Consider the following 18,635-nt stretch of genomic DNA (forward strand, 5'->3'; position numbering starts at 1 on the left):
GCACCGTGCCCCGCGGCGCGCCCCCGCGCGCCGCGGGCGCCGCCGCCGGCCTCGCGGCCGGTTCCGGCTCGGCGGCCGGTTGCGCCAGCGGCAGGCGCAACCGCACGCGGGTGCCCTGGCCGGGCCGGCTGTCGACCTCCAGCGCGCCCTGCATCAGCGCCATCAGCTGGCGCGACAGCACCAGGCCGATGCCGGTGCCCTGGATGCCGCTGTGCTCGCGCCCCAGGCGGTTGAAGGGCTCGAACAGATGGGCCAGCTGCTGCTCGCTCATCCCGATGCCGGTGTCGGCGATCTCGATCAGCGCCTGCCCCGCCTCGGCGCGCAGGCTCAGGCTCAGTTCGCCGTCCTCGCGGTTGTATTTGGTCGCGTTGGACAGCAGGTTCAGCAGCACCTGGCGCAGCCGCACCGGATCGGCGCGCAGGCGCAGGTCCGGCGCCTCGTTGAACGCTGCGCGGACACGCAGGCCGCGCTGCTGCGCCGCCGGCAGGCTCAGCTGCAGCGCCTCGGCCAGCGCCGCGCGCGCGCCGACGCAGCCCAGGCTGACCGCCACCCGCCCGGCCTCGATGCGCGAGACATCCAGCACATCGTCGATCAGCTCGGCCAGGTGCCAGCCGGCGCGCTCGATCTGCGCCAGCTGCTGGCCCTGCGCCTCGGGCAGCTCGTGGCCGCCACGCAGCAGCTGCGCGAAGCCCAGCACCGCATTCAGCGGCGTGCGCAACTCATGGCTCATGCGCGAGAGGAAATCGGTCTTGGCACGGTTGGCCGCCTCGGCCAGCTCCTGGGCGCGGCGCGCGGCCTCCATGGCCCGCGCCTCGCTGACATCGCGCAACACCACGGTCATCAGCTGCTGCGCGCCCTCGCCGAAGCGCGAGATCGAGCCCTCGAAGGGAAAGGTCTCGCCATCGGCGCGCAGGCCCTTCATCACCTGGTGCTCGCCGACACGGCACGCAATCCCCTCGGCCATGGCCGGGCCGGCCACCAGTTCGGCGTGGCGCCGCGCATCGGGCAGGAAGCGGTCCAGGCGCCGGCCCAGGGCCTTGCGCTGCGGCAGGCGGAACAGCGCGGCCGCGGCGCGGTTGAACTGCACGACGCGCTGGCGCGCATCGACCGTGATCACCGCATCCGTCGCCGTTTCCACCATGCCCAGCAGCTGCTGCTGGCGGGCCTGCAGGCGCAGCTCGGCCTCGCGCTGGCGCGTGATGTCCTCGACGATGCCGGCCCGCCCCAGCGGGGCGCCCCGCTCGTCACGCAACTCGGTGGCGCGGTCGCGCACCCAGCGCCAGCCGCCGTCGCGGTGACGGATGCGGTATTCGATGCGGCGCGTGCTGCCCGGGCGCAGCGGCCAGCAGGCCTCGACGCCGGCACGGTCCTCGGGATGCACCAGCTCCAGCCACGCACGCGGCTCGGTCTGCAGCTCGCCGGCCGCGCGGCCGCAGATCCGCTCTGCCGCCGAACTCAGCACCGTCAGCCCCGACCGGCCCGGCTGCGACACCCAGACCATCTGGTCCAGCTGGTCGGCCAGCAGATGCCAGCGGCGCTCGGCCCGCTCCAGCCGCAAGGCCAGGCGGCGCCAGTAGGTCTGCGCCAGCAGGCTCAACAGCAGGGCCAGCGCCAGCGCGGCCGCCTGCGGCAGGCCCAGGCCCGCATGGGCCGCGACCGGCAGCAGCGCCGGCAGGGCCAGCAAGAACATCAGCCCCGCGGCGTGGCGCGAGGCCTTGGCCCGCTCGGGCCCCAAGAGAAGCGGCATGTCAGCAGAAGATCATCGGTAAGCCGACAGGCATTGGAGCCTGTCCGGGCGCCGCCGCGATTAATCCAGATCAAGCCGCCGCCTTGTCCCCGTTCAGGCGTAGGCCGGCGTGGCGCTCTGCGCAGGCCGCGGCTGCAGGCGCCGCGCCGGGGCGGCGGGAGCCGCCACCAGGCCGCGCTGTGCCGCGATGCTGGCGGCCTGGGTACGGCAGCTGGCCTCCAGCTTGTTCAGGATGCCTTTCACATGGGCCTTGACCGTGCCCACCGCGATATCCAACTCGCGCGCGATGCTCTTGTTGCAGTCGCCGCGGGCCAGCAGCCGCAGCACGTCGGTCTCGCGGGCGGTCAGCGCCTCGCGCGTCAGGCTGTCGGCCATGCGCTGCACCACCGCCTGGCTCAGATAGCGCCCGCCCTGGGCCAGGCTGCGCACGCCCTGCAGCAGCTCGTCCACCGAGGCGCCCAGCAGCATATAGCCGTGCACGCCCCCCTCCAGCGCGGCGCGCACCTCCTGCTCGCGGTCCTGCATGGTCACGACCAGGATGCGGGCCTCGCCGTCCATGCCGCGGCGCCGTGCGGCGGCGAGCCGGCGGCCGGTCGGATAGTCGGCGATCACGACATCGGCGCGCTCCAGCGCCGAGCCGCACAGCCGCACGTCGCGCTGCTGCTGCAGGGCCGCGGCCAGCCCCAGGGCCAGCAGCGGGTCGGCATGCATCAGCAGCACCTTGATCGCGGGTAGCAGGGAAGAGGATGAATCGTGGCGTTCCATCGTCGTGGCTCCTGGCAGAAGGTTGAGAAGGAAACTGGTAGCGGCGGGCTGCGGCTGGCGGCGGCCCGAGTTCCGCGGCATCTGCATGTTCGGCGCCGGGCCCGGCGCGCGCCAGTTATCTCTTGTCAAGACTTGCAAAGTCCGGCCCTAACGCCGCTCCCGACGCCGCCCGACCGTCGGCGCCGTTTGCAAGTCTTGACAGCAATTAACTGGCCGCGCGAGCGCGGGCGCACCAAGATGGGCTTGTCTCGCTCGGGAGTATGCATGTCGGGATCGCGCTGGCCCCATCTCTTGGCCCCGCTGCGCCTGGGCGCGCTGGCGCTGCAGCACCGCGTCGTGCTGCCGGCGCTGAGCCTGGGCCTGGCCGAGGAGGGGCGGCCCGGCAGCGCGCTGGCCGGCCACCATCTGGCGCGCGCCAGCCCCGGCGGCCTGCAGATCAGCGCGGCGCTGGCGGTCTCGCCCTGGCTGCATCACGACCCGGGCAGCAGCGGGCTTTACTGCGCCGCCCAGGTCAACCCCTGGCGCGACATCAGCCGGGCGCTGCAGCAGCAGGGCGGCCTGCTCGTCGCCCAGCTGGGCCAGCCGCTGGCCGCCGACATGGCGCTGAGCCCGCGCCAGCTCGACACCGCGCTGGACGACTACCGCAATGCCGCCGAGAACGCCGGCGACGCCGGCTTCGACGCCATCGAGCTGCTCGCCGCCCATGGCGCGCTGCCGGCGCGGCTGCTGCGGGACGGCGAGCTGGCGCTGCTGACGGAGTTGCTGGCCATGCTGGTCGGCCTGTGGGGCGCGTCCCGCATCGGCCTGTGCCTGGAGCGCGGCGCGCTGCCGGTGGAGCTGCCGCTGGCGCAGCTGGCCTATCTGCACCTCGCCGCCCCCTGGCCGGCGCTGCCGGGGAACGGGCCGCGGCCGGACGCGGTCCCGGCGGCGCGACCGCCCTGCCCCCTGCTGGTCTCCGGCGGCTTCGACCCCGAGAGCGCCGAGCGGCTGCTGGCCGAGGGCCGGGCCGACGCCGTCGGCTTCGGGCGCGCCTTCCTGGACAGGCCCGCCCTGCTGCAGCAATTGCGTCAGAGCGATTGCAGCAGCTGATCGGCGGCGCGCGGATCGGGCCCGTCGAAGCCCTCGGTGAAGCGCGCCAGCACCGGCTCCAGCGTCGCGCGCGCGGCCGCGCGCCGGTCCTGCTCGCGCAGCAGCCGTGCCAGGCTCGTCGCCGCGCGCAGCGCCCAGGCCAGCGCCTGCTGGCCCTCGGCCAGGGCCATGGCGCGGCGGAACAGCACCCCGGCATCGGACTGGGCATCGGGCCGGGCGTCGGGCGAGGCGGCCCCGGCGCGCGCCAGCCGCTGCTCGCCCCGGATGCGCAGCAGCTCGGCCGCGCACCAGCCCCCCAGGCCGCTGTCGGCGCGCGCGCTCAGGCGCTCGTCCATCAGATGCGGCCGCACCGTGCACATGGTTTCCAGCAGCAGCAGGCTTTGCGCCGGATGCGTCAACTCGCGCAGGCTGGCGCACGGCGCGTCCTCGCGCAACAGCAGGGCGTAGCCCTCGCCAAAGGCCTGCCAGAAGGCCAGCGAATGCTCGCCCGCGCGCGCCAGCAGCAGCGCGTTGAAGCGCCGCGCCAGCGCCAGCTCGCCGGCCCAGAAGGCCACCGGCGCGCAGCCGTTGGCCACCGCGTAGCACAGCGACAGCGCATGCCCGATGCTCAGCGCCTCCTCGACGGCGGCCTCGGCGCAGCGCAGCGCCTGCTCGGCCCGGCCGTGGATCCACAGCGTGCGCGCCATCACCGTCAGCGCGGCGACGCGCTGGTCGAACTGGAAGCCGCTGTTGCGCGCCGCCAGATTGATGCTGACCGGCTGGTCCAGCAGATGCTGCGCATGCGTCCTGGCGCGCGCCTGCTGACCGTGCAGATGCAGGCCCAGCGCCATCATGCGCTCGTGGGTCAGGCGCGTGGCGGGATCCGGCAGCCGCGCGCTGATGTCGCCGAAGCGCTCGGCCAGGCTCACCGAGCCGGCATAGTCGCCGTTGGTATTGCAGATCAGCCACAGGCCCCACAGCGCGCGCAGCCGGTGCGCCGTGGCACCCAACTGCTCGGCCAGCTCCAGCGCACGGCCGAAGCTGCGCGCCGTGGCCGGATCGGCGCCGGCCGTGTGCCACAGCGCATGGCCGTAGGCCTCGTGCAGGGCCAGGGCCTGGGCCGGCGTGGCCAGGTCCAGGGCCAGCACCTGCTCGGCCAGTTGGCGGAACTCGGCCATCAGCGACAGGCCGAACCACAGCGGCGCGGCCTGGGCCAGCAGGGCCGCGCCGAGCCCCGCATCGCCGGCGGGGCCCAGCGCCCAGGCCATGGCCGTTCGCAGGTCGGCGATGCCGCGGCCGTAGCGGGCCAGCCACTGCGCCGGCACGCTGCGCTCGCGCTCGGCCGCGGCCTGCTCGAACAGCCTGCACAGATAGGCCGCGTGGCGGCGCGCCAGCAGCGCCGCCTCGCCGCTCTCGGCCAGGCGCTCGGCCGCGTATTCGCGCGTGACCTCCAGCAGCCAGTACTGCACCGGCTCGCCGCGCATATCGGCATTCAGCAGCGACTTGGCCACCAGGCTGGCCAGCAGCTCGGCGCTGTCGCCGCAGCCATCGTCGTCGCAGATGGCCAGCGCGCCCGCCAGCGTGAAATGGCTGCGGAACACCGCCAGGCGGCGCAGCAGGCGCCGCTCGCCCTCGGACAGCAGGCCATGGCTCCAGTCCAAGGTGGCGCGCAGGGTGCGATGGCGCGGCAGCGCGGTGCGCCGCCCATGGGTCAGCAGCGCCAGGCCATGGTCCAGCTGGCCGGCCAGGCCGCGCAGGCCGAAGGCGTCGACGCTGGCCGCGGCCAGCTCGATGGCCAGCGGGATGCCGTCCAGCCCGCGGCAGATCGCGCCCAGCGCCTGGGCCTCGTCGGCCGCCAGCTCGATCGCGCCGAGGCTGGCGCTGGCGCGCTCCAGGAAGAGCTGGGCGGCCGGATAGGTCAGCACCTCGGCCGCATCGAGCGCGCCGGCCGGCGGCACGCGCAGCGAGCCCAGGCGCTGCACCCATTCGCCCGGGATGCGCAGCGGCTCGCGGCTGGTGGCCAGCAGATGCACCTCGGGCGCGGCCAGCAGCAGGGCTTCGGCCAGGCGCGCCACCGCGTCGATCACCTGCTCGCAGTTGTCCAGCACGATCAGCATGTTCTTGTCGCGCAGATAGGCGGCCAGACCCTGCAGCGGATCGCGCGCCGGCAAGGCCAGCCCCAGGGCCGCGGCCAGCGCGCCGAGCACGCGCGGCTCGTCGCTCAGCGGCGCCAGCTCCACATAGCGCAGCCCCTGGGCATAGGCACCCGCCAGGCGCGGCAGCGCGGCCAGGGCCAGCGAGGTCTTGCCGATGCCGCCGGGTCCAACCAGGGTGAGCAGGCGGCGCTGCGGCAGTTGCCGCACCAGTTCGTCGACCAGCTCGGCGCGGCCGATCAGCATGGGCGCCGGCGGCAGGCCGGGCAGCAGCAGCGCAGGATCCGCGACCGCCGCCGCGGCGGCGGCCGTGCCCAGCGGCTCGACAAAGCAGTAGCCGCCGGGCGGCACGTTGATGATGAAGCGCCGGCCGTTGCGCCCATCGCCCAGCGCCTTGCGCAGCGCCGACAGGTGCACGCGCACGCTGCCCGGCTCGACCACGCTGCCGGGCCAGACCCGCGCCAGCAGCTCCGGCGTCGACAGCACCTCGCCGGGCCGCTCCAGCAGGGCCAGCAGCAGGTCGAAGGCGCGCCCGCCCAGGTGCACCGGCTGCGCGCCCTCCAGCAGCACGCGCTGGGCCGGCTGCAGGGTGAAGGGACCGAAATTCAGCGCCGGTTCTGTCTGCATGGCGTTGTGCTGCTTTCGAGGGCTGTCGTCATGGTATGCGATGTCAAGACCTGGCCCCACCCCGAATGACGTAGCATGAGCCGGCCTTGAATCCCGAACCCGCCTCTCCGTCCGGGGCCGTCGAGCTGCGCTTCGGCCCCTTCTTGCTGCAGCCGGCCCGGCGCCGTCTGCTGCGCGATGGCACGCCGGTGCCGCTGGGCGCGCGCGAGCTGGCGCTGCTGCTGGCCCTGGCCGAGCGCCCCGGCCAGGTGCAGGACAAGCGCGCGCTGATGGCGCAGGCCTGGCCCGGCACGGTGGTGGAGGAAGGCAGCCTGCGGGTGCACATCTCCAACCTGCGCCGCAGCCTGGGCGAAAGCGCAGGCCAGCGCTGGATCGAGAACATACCGGGGCGCGGCTACCGGTTCATTGCACCGGTCACGCCGCCTGCGGAGGCGGCAGCGGTGCCGGGCACGGCGCTGCCGCTGCGCCTGCGCCCCATGCTGGGGCGCGCGGCCGAGTTGCAGGCCCTGCTGGTGCGCGCGGCCGGCCAGCGCCTGCTGACCCTGACCGGCCCGGGCGGCATCGGCAAGACCACCCTGGCCTGCGCCGCGGCCGAGCGCCTCGCCGCGGACCAGGGCATGGACCTGGGCGCGCCCTGCTTCGTGGACCTGGCGCCGCTGACCGATCCCGCGCTGCTGCCCGCCGCCGTGGCGATGGCCCTGGGCCTGCCGGTGCCGGATGCACCGCTGGCGCGGCTGCTGGCCTATCTGCACGAGCGCGCGCTGCTGCTGGTGCTGGACAACTGCGAGCATGTGATCGACGCCGCCGCCGGCCTGGCCGAGGCGCTGCTGCAGGGGGCGCCGCGGCTGCGCATCCTGGCCACCAGCCGGGAGCCGCTGCGCATCCGGGGCGAGGCGGTGCTGCGCCTGGCGCCGCTGTCGGCGCCGCCGCCCGAGGCCGCGCTGGAGCAGGCCCTGCAGTACCCGGCCCTGGCCCTGTTCGTCGACTGCGCCCAGGCCCAGATGCAGGAGTTCCGCCCCACGGCCGTCGAGCTGCCGCTGCTGGTCGGGCTTTGCGAGCGGCTCGAGGGCAATCCGCTGGCCATCGAGCTGGCGGCCGCCAAGCTCGCGGCCTTCGGCCTGCCGGAGCTGGCCGCCCTGCTGCAGCGGCGCCTGTCGCTGCTGGGCCCGGGACCGCGCACCGCGCCGGCACGCCAGCAAAGCCTGCAGGCCACGCTGGCCTGGAGCTACGAGACCCTGGCCCCCGCCGAGCAGCGCCTGCTGCGCCGCCTGGCGCAGTTCCGCGGCCGCTTCACGCTGGCCGCGGCGCTGGCGGTCACGGCAGGCGAACCGCTGACCGCCGAGCAGGTGATCGCCGGCCTGGCCAGCCTGGTGGCCAAATCGCTGCTAAGCCCGCATGCCGGCGGCAGCGACCCGCAGTTCCGCCTGCTGGCCAGCACCCGCGAATTCGCGCTCGCCCGGCTGCAGCACAGCGGCGAGGATGCGGCCCTGGCGCGCCGCCATGCCGAGCACCTGCTGAGCCTGATGGAGGCGGCCCAGGAGGCCGATCGCCAGGCTTCGCCGGCCGCCTGGCGCGCCGCCCATGAACAGGACATTGCCGATCTGCGCGCCGCGCTGGACTGGGCCGCCGGCCCCGGCGGCGATGCCGGGCTGGCCGTGGCGCTGTGCGGGGCCTCGGCGCCGCTGTGGTTCCATCTGGGCCTGCTGCAGGAGTACCTGCCGCGCCTGCGGCAGGCCCAGGCGCTGGCCGCCGGGCTGCCCGAGGATGCGCTGCAGGGCCTGCGCCTGGCCCTCGCCGAAGGTCATGCGCGGCTGCAGATCGAGGGGCCTGGCGAGCCCGGCGCCGCCGCCCTGGGCCGGGCGCTGGCGCTGGCGCGCGCGCAGGCGCGGCCGCGCGACCAGCTGCGCGCGCTGTGGAGCCTGTTCACCCTGCAGGTGATGCGCGCCGACTATGCCGCCGCGCTGGGCTTTGCCGAAGACTTTTCCCGGCTCGCGGCCGAGTTGGGCGATGCCCAGGCCGAGCTGGCCGCGCACCGCCTGCTGGCACTGAGCCTGCACATGCGCGGCGCGCAGCCGCAGGCCAGCGCCCTGGCACGGCGCGCGCTGGAGCCGGGGGCGGCCCAGCTGCGCTTCCTGCACGGCAGCATCCACCAGCTCGATCACCAGGCCGCGGCCCAGGCCACGCTGGCGCGCATCCTGTGGCTGCAGGGCGAGACCGGCGAGGCCCAGGCCCTGGTGGCCGACGCGATCCGGCGCGCGACCGAGCAGCAGCATGGCTTCACGCTCACCTTCACCCTGGCCCTGATCGGCCTGCCGCTGGCGCTGTGGGCCGGCGACATCGCGCTGGCGCGCGAACGCGCGGCGCTGCTGAGCCGCTGCGTGCACCAGCATTCGCTGGGCTTCTGGCTGGGCTGGAGCCGCATGTACGAATGCCTGCTGGACTGGCTGGAGGCCCCGGGCGGCGACGCGGCGCCCGACTGGCTGGACGAGTTCGCCCGCCATCCCAGCCGCGCCGACCTGCTGGCCACGCTGGACGCGCGCCTCGTCAGTCCGCAGGCCCTGCAGCGCCTGCGGCAGGGCGCGGCCGGCTGGTGCGCGGCCGAGTTGCAGCGCATGCTGGCCGTCACGGCCTGGCAGCGGGGCGAGATCGACCTCGCCGCGCTGCGCCAGCGGCTGGCGGCGGCGCTGGCGCTGGCGCAGGCCCAGGGCGCCGCGGCCTGGACCCGGCGGATCGAGGCCAGCCTCAGTCAAGCCGCAGGCTGACACCGGCCACGATGCCCTGGTAGCGGGCAATCTCTTCATCGTAGAACCGCTGGGCCTCGGGCAGGCTCAGCGGGGTTCCGGGCTCGACGCCCTCGGACAGCTTCAGTTGGCGGTAGGCCGGGCCGCGCAGCACCCGGTCCAGCAGTTCCTTGGCCGCGCCCGCCGCGGCGTCGCCGGCCTGGCCCGGCAGGAACAGGCCGGTCCAGATGCCGTGCCTGCTGCCCTGAATGCCGGCCCCCTCGTCCACCGTCGGCGTGGCCGGGTAGCGGGGATCGCGCTGCGCCGTGGCCGGGCCGTACAGGCGCAGGCGGCCCGCGGCCAGTTGCTCGGCCAGCCCGGCGCTCAGCGGCAGGAAGGCCAGATCGACCCGCCCCGCCTGCAGTTCGCGCTGCAGCGGCGCGGCGCCGCCAAAGGGCACGTGCAGCATTTGCAAGCCCGTGCGCTCGGCAAAATCATGTCCGGCCAGATGGGCCAGCGAGCCCACGCCGAAGCTGCCGTAGTTCAGGCCCTGCGCCCCCTGGGAGCGGTGCGCGGCGAGCAGGCTCGCCAGACCGGTCTGCGGCAGGTGGACACCGCCGACCAGGGCCATCGGCACGCGGCTGGCCAGCCCCAGCAGCCGGAGCTGCCGGGGCCGGTACTGCAGGGCCGGGTTCAGCAGCGGCGCGACGATGGCTTCGCTGGGCGTGCCCACCAGCAGTTGGCTGCCGTCGGCGGGCCCGGCCAGCAGGCGCTGCACGCCCAGGGCGCCGCCGGCGCCGGGCAGGTTCTCGACCCGCACCGGCCGCGGCAGGCCGGGCTGCAGCACGCTCATCAACTGGCGCGCCACCAGATCGGCCGGCCCGCCGGCGGCATAGGCCACCAGCAGCCGCAGCGGCGCCTCGGCGCGGGCGCGCCCGGTCGCGGCGGCCAGCATGGCCAACAGCAAAGCGCGCCGTCGCGGCATCGAAGCGGGGTTCATGCCGGGATGATGGCCGAGCCGGGCGCGATCGCCAACGCCATTCCCCAAAAGGAGTAGCCCGGCCCCCGACCGGCGGGACGATGCGCTCCAGGGCTTAACAGCCATGCGTGCCGCGGGCGCGCCGGGCATGCTGGGGGGACTCCATCCACCCGAGCCGACCATGAACGCCTACACCCGCGACGACACCGCCCTGCTGCTGATCGATCCCTACAACGACTTCCTCAGCGATGGCGGCAAGCTGCAGGCGCTGGCCAGGCTGGTGGCGGACGCGGTGCAGACGGTCGCCCATATGCGGAGCATCGTCGCCGCCGCGCGCGCGGCCGGCATCACGGTCTTCTACGTGCCGCATCACCGCGCCCTGCCCGACGACTTCAGGGGCTGGAAGCATCCGACGCCCTATCAGCTGGGCGGCCACAAGATGCAGGTGTTCGCCGCCGGCAGCTGGGGCGGCGAATGGCATCCGGACTTCGCGCCGCAGGCCGCGGACGTGATGATCAAGGAGCATTGGTCGGGCAGCGGCTTCGCCAACACCGATCTCGATCTGCAGCTCAAGCAGCACCGCGTGCACCGGCTGATCCTGATCGGCATGCTGGCCAACACCTGCGTGGAGACGACCGGCCGCTTCGCGGCCGAACTGGGCTACCACGTCACCCTGGTGCGCGACGCCACCGCCGCCTTCTCGGCCGACGCGATGCGCGCCGCCCACGAGATCAACGGGCCCAGCTACGCCCACGCCATCCTGTCCACCGAGGAGCTGCTCGCGGCCCTGCCGCGGGCGTTATGAACGCCGCAGGAGCTCCATGAGCGCACGCGAATCCATGCCCTCCGCCGTCGACACGCCGAACCAGTATGTCGAAAGCCGCGGTCGCGGCCTTCCTGAAGTTCGGCGGCGCCTGAGACCTGGTTCCGGCCGGCTCAGGCCGCGCCCTGCTCGCGCTCCTGCAGCAGGCGCCACATCACCTTGCCCGAGCCGGACTTGGGCAGGGCCGGCGCGAATTCGACGATGCGCGGCACCTTGTAGGCCGCCATGTGCTCGCGCGCCCAGACCACGATGTCCTCGGCCGTCGTGCCCTCGGCGCCGGCGCGCAGCACGACGACGGCCTTGACCGTCTCGCCGCGGTAGGCGTCCTTGGCCGCGATGATGCAGGCCTCCTGCACCGCCGGGTGCTTGTAAAGCAGCATCTCCACCTCGGAGGGCCAGACCTTGTACCCGCTGGCGTTGATCATGCGCTTGAGGCGGTCGGTGATGAAGAAGAAGCCCTCCTCGTCCACCCGGCCCAGGTCGCCGGTGCGGAAGAAGCGCTTGCCCTCGATCTCGACAAAGGCCGCGGCCGTGGCCTCGGGCTGCCGCCAGTAGCCCTTGAACACCATCGGGCCATGGCTGACGATCTCGCCCACCGCGCCGGCGGGCAGCTCGTCCAGGGTCTCGGGATCGAGCACGCGCGAGTCCACCCCGAAGATCGGGATGCCCAGGCATTGCAGCTTGGCATGCTCGGGAGGGTTGGCATGGGTGGGCGCGGCCGTCTCGGTCAGGCCGTAGCCCTCGGCGAAGGTCAGGCCGAATTCCCGCTGCAGCCGCTCGGCCACCGCCTGCGGCATGGCCGCGCCGCCGCCGCTGAGGTACTTGAGGCTGGAGAGGTCGAAGCTCTGGTAGTTGGGGCTGCCGAACAGGTCGATGATCATGGTCGGGATGCAGGTCCAATGCGTGACCTGGTAGCGCGAGATCAGGCGCCCCGCCAGCTCGCGATCCCAGCGCGGCATGATGACCAGGGTCAGGCCTTGATAGATGGGGCCCAGCACACCGTAGAGCATGCCGGTGATGTGGAACATCGGCACCACGGCCAGCGCGACGCTCTCGGCCGAGGCGAAGCCCCATTGGCTGCCGCCGCAGGCATTGCTCATCAGGGTGGCGTTGCTGTGCATGCAGCCCTTGGGCAGGCCTGTGGTGCCCGAGGTGTAGGGCAGCAGCGCCAGGTCGTCGGGGCCGGCGCTGTGCGGCCCCGGCGCCAGACCGGCGTCCAGCGCCGCCTGCCAGCGCGTGACCCCGGCCGGCAGCGCCGGGTCGGCGCGCAGCCAGTCCAGCATCGGCCCGGGCAGGCCCAGCTCGGGATCGATCGCGGCCGGCAGCATGTCGGCATAGCGGGTCACCAGCAGGGCCCGCAGGCGCCGCGCCTCGGGCAGGGCCGCGTTGGCGTTCTCGACGATGCCGGCCAGCTCGGCGCTGCAGATCACCACCTTGGTCTCGGGATCGCTGATGTAGTGGCCGAACTCCTCGGCCTTGTTCATCGGGTTGACCGGCACGGCCACCGCGTCGGCGCGGTTCACCGCATAGAAGGCGACCAGGTACTGCGGGCAGTTCTGCATGAACAGCGCCACCCGGTCGCCCTTGGCCACGCCCTGGGCCCGCAGCCAGCCGGCCAGGGCCTCGGCCTGCCGCCGCAACTCGGCGTAGCTCAGCTCGGCGCCGCAGAACAGCGTGGCGGCCTTGTCGGGATAGCGGGCCGCGGCCACCTCCAGGTTGAACCAGAGCGAGGTCTGCGGCACGGCCAGGCGGCGCGGCAGGCGCCTGGGCCAGTAATGCTGGGTCGGGCGCTGGGTCGGGCTGGGCTGCGCATGCGTCATTCCGTCGGTCTCCTTGTTTCGCCGCATCTTCCGATGCGACGCCGCGCCCGTTTGTCGCGCGAGCGACAAGCGGTGGCGGCGCGGCCGATCGGGCTAGCATCGGCCCATGCACAAGACCGCCCCGCTCGCGCTGCTGCTGATCCTGAGCGCCTGCGGCCGCGACGCCGAGCCGCCGGCCTGGTCGGGCTACGCCGAGGGCGAGACCCTCTATCTGGCGGCGCCGGTGGCCGGACGCCTGGCCGAGCTGGCGGTGCGCGAGGGCGACGCGGTGCGCGCGGACCAGCCCCTGTTCGCACTGGAAGGCACGCTGGAGCGCGCCGCCGCCGCCGAGGCGCGGGCAAGGCTGGACAGCGCGCGCTTCCAGGCCGAGGACAGCGACAAGGGCCGGCGCCGCGAGGAGCTGGCCATCAGCCGGGCCCAGCTGCGCCAGGCCCAGAGCCAGGCCGCGCTGGCGCGCGCCGAATGGCAGCGCCAGCATGAGCTGCTGGGCCAGGGCTTCGTGGCCCGGGCCCGCGTCGACGACGCGGCGCTGCAGCTGCGCCAGGCCGAGGCCCGGGTGGCCGAGCTGGAGGCCGCGCTGCTGAGCGCCCGCCTGCCGGCGCGCGAGGACTCGCGCCAGGCCGCCCATGCGCTCGCCGAGGCGGCCAGCGGCGTGCGCGCGCAGAGCGACTGGCGCCTGCAGCAGACGCGCCAGAACGCCCCCCAGGCCGGCCGCATCACCGGGGTCTTCTACCGCGGCGGCGAATGGGTGCCGGCCGGCCAGCCGGTGCTGTCCCTGTTGCCGGCCGAGCGACGCAAGGCGCGCTTCTTCGTGCCCGAGGCCGAGCTGGGACGCCTGGCCCTGGGTCAGCCGGTGCGGCTGGCCTGCGACGGCTGCGGCGCGCCGATCGCCGCACGCATCAGCTTCATCGCGGCGCAGGCCGAGTACACGCCGCCGGTGATCTACTCCAACGCCCAGCGCGCCAAGCTGGTCTTCATGGTCGAGGCCCGGCCCGAGCGCACCGCGGATGCCGAGCGTCTGCACCCGGGTCAGCCGCTCGATGTGCGGCCGGAGGCCGCCGCCCGATGAGCACCGAACTGGCGATCGACGTGCGCGGCCTGGTGAAGCGCTACGCCGGCCGCGCGGTGGTGGACGGCATCGATCTGCAGGTTCAGCGCGGCCGCATCTGCGGCTTCCTGGGCCCCAACGGCAGCGGCAAGACCACCACGCTGCGCATGCTCTGCGGCCTGCTGACCCCGGATGCCGGCGAGGGGCGCTGCCTGGGTCTGGACTTCCGCCGCGAAGCTGCGGCGCTGAAGCGCCAGGTGGGCTATATGACGCAGAAGTTCGGGCTCTACGAGGACCTGTCGATCCGCGAGAACCTGGACTTCGTCGCCCGCCTGTTCGAGCTGCCGCAGCGGCGCGCGGCCGTGGACGACGCGCTGGAACGCCTGGGCCTGGCGAGCCGGCAGCGCCAGCTGGCGGGCGCGCTGTCGGGGGGCTGGAAGCAGCGCCTGGCGCTGGCCGCCTGCCTGCTGCACGCCCCGCGCCTGCTGCTGCTGGACGAACCGACCGCCGGCGTCGACCCGAAGGCGCGGCGCGACTTCTGGGACCAGATCCACCACCTGGCCGACGCGGGCATCACGGTGCTGGTGTCCACCCACTACATGGACGAGGCCGAGCGCTGCCACGAGCTGGTCTACATCGCCTACGGCCGGCTGCTGGCGCGCGGCAGCCAGGCCGAGATCATCCGCGACGCCGGCCTGGCGGTCTGGTCGCTGCGGGGCGAGGGGCTGCAGCGCTGGCTCGAGCCGCTGAAGGCCGCGCCGGGGGTGCTGAGCGTGGCGGCCTTCGGCAATGCCATCCATGTGGCGGGGCGGGACCCGGCCCTGCTGGAGCGGGCGCTGGCGCCGCTGCGCGCCGCGCCGGGCCTGCGGCTCACGCGCGCCGAGGCCAATCTGGAGGATGTGTTCATCAGCCTGATCGCGCGGGCGCAGGACAACTTCGCCGGCGGCGCCGCATGAAGGCCTGGTCCTGGGCCCGCATGGGCGCGATCTTCGTCAAGGAATTCCAGCAGATGCTGCGCGACCGCCTGACCTTCGCGATGGCGGTCGGCGTGCCGGTGCTGCAGCTGGTGCTGTTCGGCTACGCGATCAACACCGACCCCAAGGGCCTGCCCACCGCGGTGATCGTGCAGGACCCCGGACCGCTGGCGCGCAGCCTGGTCAGCGGCCTGGCCCTGAGCGGCTATTTCCGCCTCGCGGCCCAGCCGGCCAGCGAGGCCGAGGCCGACGCGCTGATGGCCCGCGGCGAGCTGCAGTTCATCATCGTGGTGCCGCCCGGCTTCACGCGCACGCTGCTGCGCGGCGAACGACCGGCCCTGCTGGTGGCGGCCGACGCGACCGACCCCTCGGCCTCCGGCAACGCGATCGCGGCGCTGCAGCAGCTGGCGCAGACCGCGCTGAACCGCGAACTGAGCGGCGCGCTGGCGCCGCTACGCGCCGACCCCGCCCCCTTCGAGCTGCGCCTGCACCGGCGCTACAACCCCGAGGGCCTGTCGCGCTACAACATCGTGCCGGGCCTGATCGGCACCATCCTGACCATGACCATGGTGATGCTGACCGCGCTGGCGATGACGCGCGAGCGCGAGCGCGGCACGATGGAGAACCTGCTGGCCACGCCGGTGCGTCCGCTGGAAGTGATGGCGGGCAAGATCCTGCCCTATGTGCTGATCGGCTATCTGCAGCTGGCGGTGATCATGGGGGCGGCCTTCCTGCTGTTCGAGGTGCCGATGCTGGGCAGCCTGCCGCTGCTGCTGGCCCTGATCGGCGTGTTCATGCTGGCCAATCTGGGCGTGGGCTTCACCTTCTCGACCCTGGCGCGCAACCAGCTGCAGGCCCTGCAGATGACCTTTTTCTTCTTCCTGCCCTCGATCCTGCTGTCGGGCTTCATGTTCCCCTTCCGCGGCATGCCCGGCTGGGCCCAGACCCTGGGCGAGCTGCTGCCGCTGACACATTTCCTGCGTATCGTGCGCGGCATCATGCTCAAGGGCAGCAGCGCGGCCGAGTTGCTGCCCGAGCTCTGGCCGATGCTGGCCTTCCTGCTGGCGGCCGGTGCGCTGGCGCTGGCACGATATCGCCGCACCTTGGACTAGGGCGAGCGCTGAGACGGCCCGCCCCGCCCCGCCCCTAGAATGCGCTCGCCGCCTATCGCACAAAGTACAACATGAGGGATTCCGTGCCCCGTCCGACCCGTCGCCGCTTCGCCCTGGGAGCGCTCGGCCTGCCCCTGCTGGGCCTCGCCGGCCCGGCGCAGGCCCTGCAATCGCCCGCCGGCGCGGTGGTGCTGAGCATCGGCGGCCGCGTCGGCAAGCCCAACCGCGAAGGCCAGGCCCTGTTCGACATGGACATGCTGGCCGCCCTGCCCCAGCGCAGCATCACCCAGAAAACGCCCTGGTATCCGGGGCCGCGCAAGTTCACCGGCCCGCTGCTGCGCGACGTGCTGGACGCCGCGGGCGCCCAGGGCCGGAGCATCGAGGCGATCGCCCTGAACGACTACAAGGTGACGATTCCGATGGAGGATGTGCGCCAGCACGATGTGCTGCTGGCCCTGCTGCTGGACGAGCGGCCGATGCCCTTGCGCGACAAGGGCCCGCTGTTCATCGTCTACCCCTTCGACAGCGACGCCAAGCTGCGCAACAGCATCTACTACAGCCGCTCGGCCTGGCAGCTCAAGGCGCTGGAAATCCGGTGAGCATGAGCGGCCAGGATCTCAAGCCCGATCCGCGCCGCCGCCTGCGCCGGCTGCTGGCGGCCATGGGCGCGCTGCTGCTGCTGGTGTTCGGCACCGTCGGCGTGCTGCAGACGCGCCAGCTGGAGCAGCTCAACGCCACCCGCTCCTACCAGGACGACTACCTGGTCTGGAGCCTGTTCCAGCTGGAGAGCGAATACCTGAAGCTGCGCACCCAGCTGGGCGAGAGCCTGCGCCTGCCCGGGCCGGGATCGGCCCAGGCGGCGGCGCAGCGCTATGAGATCTTTGTCAGCCGGCTGAGTCTGGTGGAAGGCGAGCATGGCGCCAAGGTGCTCAGCAACCACCCCGACTACCGCGCCACGCTGACAAGCAGCCGCGCCTTCGTGCAATGGGCCGACGCGCTGCCGCTGGACGCCGCGCTGATCGCCGCGCAGCCGGCGCGCGTGGAAGAGGCGCTGACGCGGCTGGCCACGCTGGCCCACCCGATCCACGACCTGTCGCTGACCGCCTCCCATCATGTGGCGGCCCAGGTCAGCGAGCGCAACGAGCTGGTGCGCCGGCAGAGCGCGCTGAGCCTGTGGCTGACGGTGCTGCAATGCGCGCTGATCCTCGGTTTCGCGCTGATCGTGGCGCGCCAGCTGCGCAGCCTGGAACGCCATGCCCGCGCCCAGGAGAAGCTGACGCAGAACCTGCGCGAGGCGCGCCTGGAGGCCGAGGCCGGCAGCCGCGCCAAGAGCGTGTTCCTGGCCAATATGAGCCACGAGCTGCGCACGCCGCTGCACGGCCTGCTGGGCATGCTGGGCCTGCTGAAGGAAACGCCGCTGCGCCCCGATCAGCATCTGCAGCTGCAGTCGGCCAGCAACTCGGCGCGCCACCTGCTGGCCATCCTGAACGACATCCTCGATGTGTCCAAGATGGAGGCCGGCGCGATCACGATCCAGCCCGAGCCGGTGCAGCCGGCCCGCCTGTTGCGCGAGCTGGAGGAGCTGTGCCAGCCGCAGGCGCGCGCCAAGGGTCTGGGTCTGGCCATCGGCCAGGCCGACGACGTGCCGGCCTGGATCAGCGCCGACCCGACGCGGCTGCGCCAGATCCTGCTGAACCTGCTCAGCAATGCGCTCAAGTTCACCGAGCAGGGTCGCGTGGACCTTCAGCTCACGCGCGGCGACGGCGCGCGGCTGCGCTTCACGATCAGCGACACCGGCGCCGGCATCGAACCGGCGCTGCAGGAACGCCTGTTCCAGCGCTTCAGCCAGGGCGACGCCACCAGCTCGCGCCGCCATGGCGGCACCGGCCTGGGCCTGGAGATCTCGCGCAATCTGGCGCGCGCCATGGGCGGCGACATCCTGGTGAGCAGCGAGCCGGGCCGCGGCTCGCGCTTCAGCGTGGAACTGCCGCTGCCCGCCTGCGCAGCGCCCGCGCCGCGCCTGGAGGCGCAGCCCGGCGCGCAGCCGGCGACGCGCCCGCTGCAGATCCTGGTGGCCGAGGACCATGCCACCAACCGGCAGTTCATGGAGGCCGTGCTGGAGCGGCTGGGCCACCGCGCGGTGTTCTGCGAGAACGGCTTCGAGGCGCTGCAGCGCCTGGAGCTGCAGGGCTTCGACCTGGTGCTGATGGACCTGCACATGCCCGTGATGGATGGCTACGAGGCCTGCCGCGCGATCCGCGCGCTGCCCGGCGCCCGGGCGCGGGTGCCGATCATCGCGCTGTCGGCCGATGCCTTCGAGGAATCGCGCGAGCGCGCGCTGCAGGCCGGCATGGTCGACTTCCTGGCCAAGCCGGTGGACATGCAGACCCTGGCGGCGGCGATCCATCGCCAGGCGCATCCGGCGCCGGCCGCCGCGCCCATGCCGCCCTCGGCCACGGACTTCGACGACCAGGTGCTGCAGATCCTGCGCCGCACCCTGCCGCCGGGCAAGGTGCCGGGCCTGTACCGCAGCTTCGTGGACGAGCTGCCGCTCAGCCTGCAGCGCCTGCGCCAGGCCTTGCAGCCGGTCGATGCGCCGGCGCTGCGCGCCACCGCCCATGCGATCAAGGGCGCCAGCGCCAGCCTGGGCCTCAGCGAGGTGACCGCGGCGGCCCGCGAACTGGAACAGGAAGCCAAGCGCGGTGCGGCGCCGCCGGTGCTGGGCCGCCACGGCAGCGCGCTGATCGCCGCGCTGGAGCGCAGCACGGCGCTGTGCGCCGAGCGCGGCCTGATCTAGGG

At 73.6% G+C, this 18,635-nt stretch carries 13 protein-coding genes; 8 read left to right on the forward strand and 5 right to left on the reverse strand.

The annotated features are described in order from the left end of the window. The coding region (locus tag AC07OQ_RS14205; RefSeq protein ID WP_495053779.1) for a sensor histidine kinase at positions 1–1,747 on the reverse strand (1,747 nt) is incomplete at its 3' end. Positions 1,748–1,840: 93 nt separating this feature from the next. Beyond that, positions 1,841–2,512: a LuxR C-terminal-related transcriptional regulator gene (locus AC07OQ_RS14210; protein WP_495053780.1), complete on the reverse strand. Its 672-nt coding sequence runs from the start codon at positions 2,510–2,512 to the stop codon at positions 1,841–1,843. A gap of 264 nt (positions 2,513–2,776) precedes the next feature. On the opposite strand from AC07OQ_RS14210, the gene AC07OQ_RS14215 reads away from it, so the two are divergent. Next, positions 2,777–3,601, forward strand: a complete 825-nt coding sequence (locus AC07OQ_RS14215; RefSeq protein ID WP_495053781.1) for an oxidoreductase — start codon at positions 2,777–2,779, stop codon at positions 3,599–3,601. On the opposite strand, the gene AC07OQ_RS14220 is transcribed toward AC07OQ_RS14215, so the two are convergent. Beyond that, the gene (locus AC07OQ_RS14220; protein WP_495053782.1) at positions 3,580–6,360 is read right to left on the reverse strand and encodes an ATP-binding protein; all 2,781 of its coding nucleotides are present in this window, start codon (positions 6,358–6,360) and stop codon (positions 3,580–3,582) included. The two genes, AC07OQ_RS14215 and AC07OQ_RS14220, sit on opposite strands and share 22 nt — an antisense overlap. Positions 6,361–6,446: 86 nt before the next feature. On the opposite strand from AC07OQ_RS14220, the gene AC07OQ_RS14225 reads away from it, so the two are divergent. Beyond that, complete coding sequence (locus AC07OQ_RS14225) at positions 6,447–9,122, forward strand: ATP-binding protein (RefSeq protein WP_495053783.1); 2,676 nt, start codon at positions 6,447–6,449, stop codon at positions 9,120–9,122. Here AC07OQ_RS14225 and AC07OQ_RS14230 read toward each other — a convergent pair. Next, positions 9,103–10,080 (reverse strand): tripartite tricarboxylate transporter substrate binding protein, encoded by a 978-nt coding sequence (locus tag AC07OQ_RS14230; RefSeq protein WP_495053784.1) that lies wholly within the window; start codon positions 10,078–10,080, stop codon positions 9,103–9,105. The two genes, AC07OQ_RS14225 and AC07OQ_RS14230, sit on opposite strands and share 20 nt — an antisense overlap. Positions 10,081–10,240: 160 nt before the next feature. Here AC07OQ_RS14230 and AC07OQ_RS14235 point away from each other — a divergent pair, with 160 nt between their 5' ends. Beyond that, positions 10,241–10,864, forward strand: coding sequence for a cysteine hydrolase family protein (locus AC07OQ_RS14235; protein WP_495053785.1), 624 nt, complete (start codon positions 10,241–10,243; stop codon positions 10,862–10,864). 131 nt (positions 10,865–10,995) lie between these two features. Here AC07OQ_RS14235 and AC07OQ_RS14240 read toward each other — a convergent pair whose 3' ends face one another. Beyond that, on the reverse strand, positions 10,996–12,702 hold the full coding sequence (locus tag AC07OQ_RS14240) for a long-chain fatty acid--CoA ligase (RefSeq protein ID WP_495053786.1): 1,707 nt from the start codon (positions 12,700–12,702) through the stop codon (positions 10,996–10,998). A 106-nt stretch (positions 12,703–12,808) separates the two neighbouring features. Here AC07OQ_RS14240 and AC07OQ_RS14245 point away from each other — a divergent pair, with 106 nt between their 5' ends. From AC07OQ_RS14245 to AC07OQ_RS14265, 5 genes are all read left to right on the forward strand, one after another. After that, on the forward strand, positions 12,809–13,771 hold the full coding sequence (locus tag AC07OQ_RS14245; RefSeq protein ID WP_495053787.1) for an HlyD family secretion protein: 963 nt from the start codon (positions 12,809–12,811) through the stop codon (positions 13,769–13,771). Continuing rightward, a complete protein-coding gene (locus AC07OQ_RS14250; protein WP_495053788.1) occupies positions 13,768–14,706 on the forward strand; it encodes an ABC transporter ATP-binding protein in 939 nt (312 codons plus the stop codon). The genes AC07OQ_RS14245 and AC07OQ_RS14250 overlap by 4 nt, the downstream gene beginning before the upstream one ends. Next, positions 14,703–15,836, forward strand: a complete 1,134-nt coding sequence (locus AC07OQ_RS14255) for an ABC transporter permease (RefSeq protein ID WP_495053789.1) — start codon at positions 14,703–14,705, stop codon at positions 15,834–15,836. Before AC07OQ_RS14250 ends, AC07OQ_RS14255 begins: the two co-directional genes overlap by 4 nt. An 83-nt stretch (positions 15,837–15,919) precedes the next feature. Beyond that, positions 15,920–16,435 carry a putative pterin-binding protein gene (locus AC07OQ_RS14260; protein WP_495053790.1) on the forward strand — a complete coding sequence of 172 codons (516 nt, stop codon included), beginning with the start codon at positions 15,920–15,922 and terminating at the stop codon, positions 16,433–16,435. Between the two features lie 2 nt (positions 16,436–16,437). After that, complete coding sequence (locus AC07OQ_RS14265) at positions 16,438–18,633, forward strand: ATP-binding protein (RefSeq protein WP_495053791.1); 2,196 nt, start codon at positions 16,438–16,440, stop codon at positions 18,631–18,633. Positions 18,634–18,635 lie beyond the last annotated feature (2 nt).

This window comes from Roseateles sp. GW821-FHT09B06 (assembly GCF_059418245.1).

Excerpts from the sequence above, each read along its gene's own strand:
- AC07OQ_RS14210 (WP_495053780.1), bottom strand. The coding sequence starts at position 2,512 with ATGGAACGCCACGATTCATCCTCTTCCCTGCTACCCGCGATCAAGGTG.
- AC07OQ_RS14215 (WP_495053781.1), top strand. The coding sequence starts at position 2,777 with ATGTCGGGATCGCGCTGGCCCCATCTCTTGGCCCCGCTGCGCCTGGGC.
- AC07OQ_RS14250 (WP_495053788.1), top strand. The coding sequence starts at position 13,768 with ATGAGCACCGAACTGGCGATCGACGTGCGCGGCCTGGTGAAGCGCTAC.
- AC07OQ_RS14265 (WP_495053791.1), top strand. The coding sequence starts at position 16,438 with ATGAGCGGCCAGGATCTCAAGCCCGATCCGCGCCGCCGCCTGCGCCGG.
- AC07OQ_RS14245 (WP_495053787.1), top strand. The coding sequence starts at position 12,809 with ATGCACAAGACCGCCCCGCTCGCGCTGCTGCTGATCCTGAGCGCCTGC.
- AC07OQ_RS14235 (WP_495053785.1), top strand. The coding sequence starts at position 10,241 with ATGAACGCCTACACCCGCGACGACACCGCCCTGCTGCTGATCGATCCC.
- AC07OQ_RS14255 (WP_495053789.1), top strand. The coding sequence starts at position 14,703 with ATGAAGGCCTGGTCCTGGGCCCGCATGGGCGCGATCTTCGTCAAGGAA.
- AC07OQ_RS14230 (WP_495053784.1), bottom strand. The coding sequence starts at position 10,080 with ATGAACCCCGCTTCGATGCCGCGACGGCGCGCTTTGCTGTTGGCCATG.
- AC07OQ_RS14220 (WP_495053782.1), bottom strand. The coding sequence starts at position 6,360 with ATGCAGACAGAACCGGCGCTGAATTTCGGTCCCTTCACCCTGCAGCCG.
- AC07OQ_RS14240 (WP_495053786.1), bottom strand. The coding sequence starts at position 12,702 with ATGACGCATGCGCAGCCCAGCCCGACCCAGCGCCCGACCCAGCATTAC.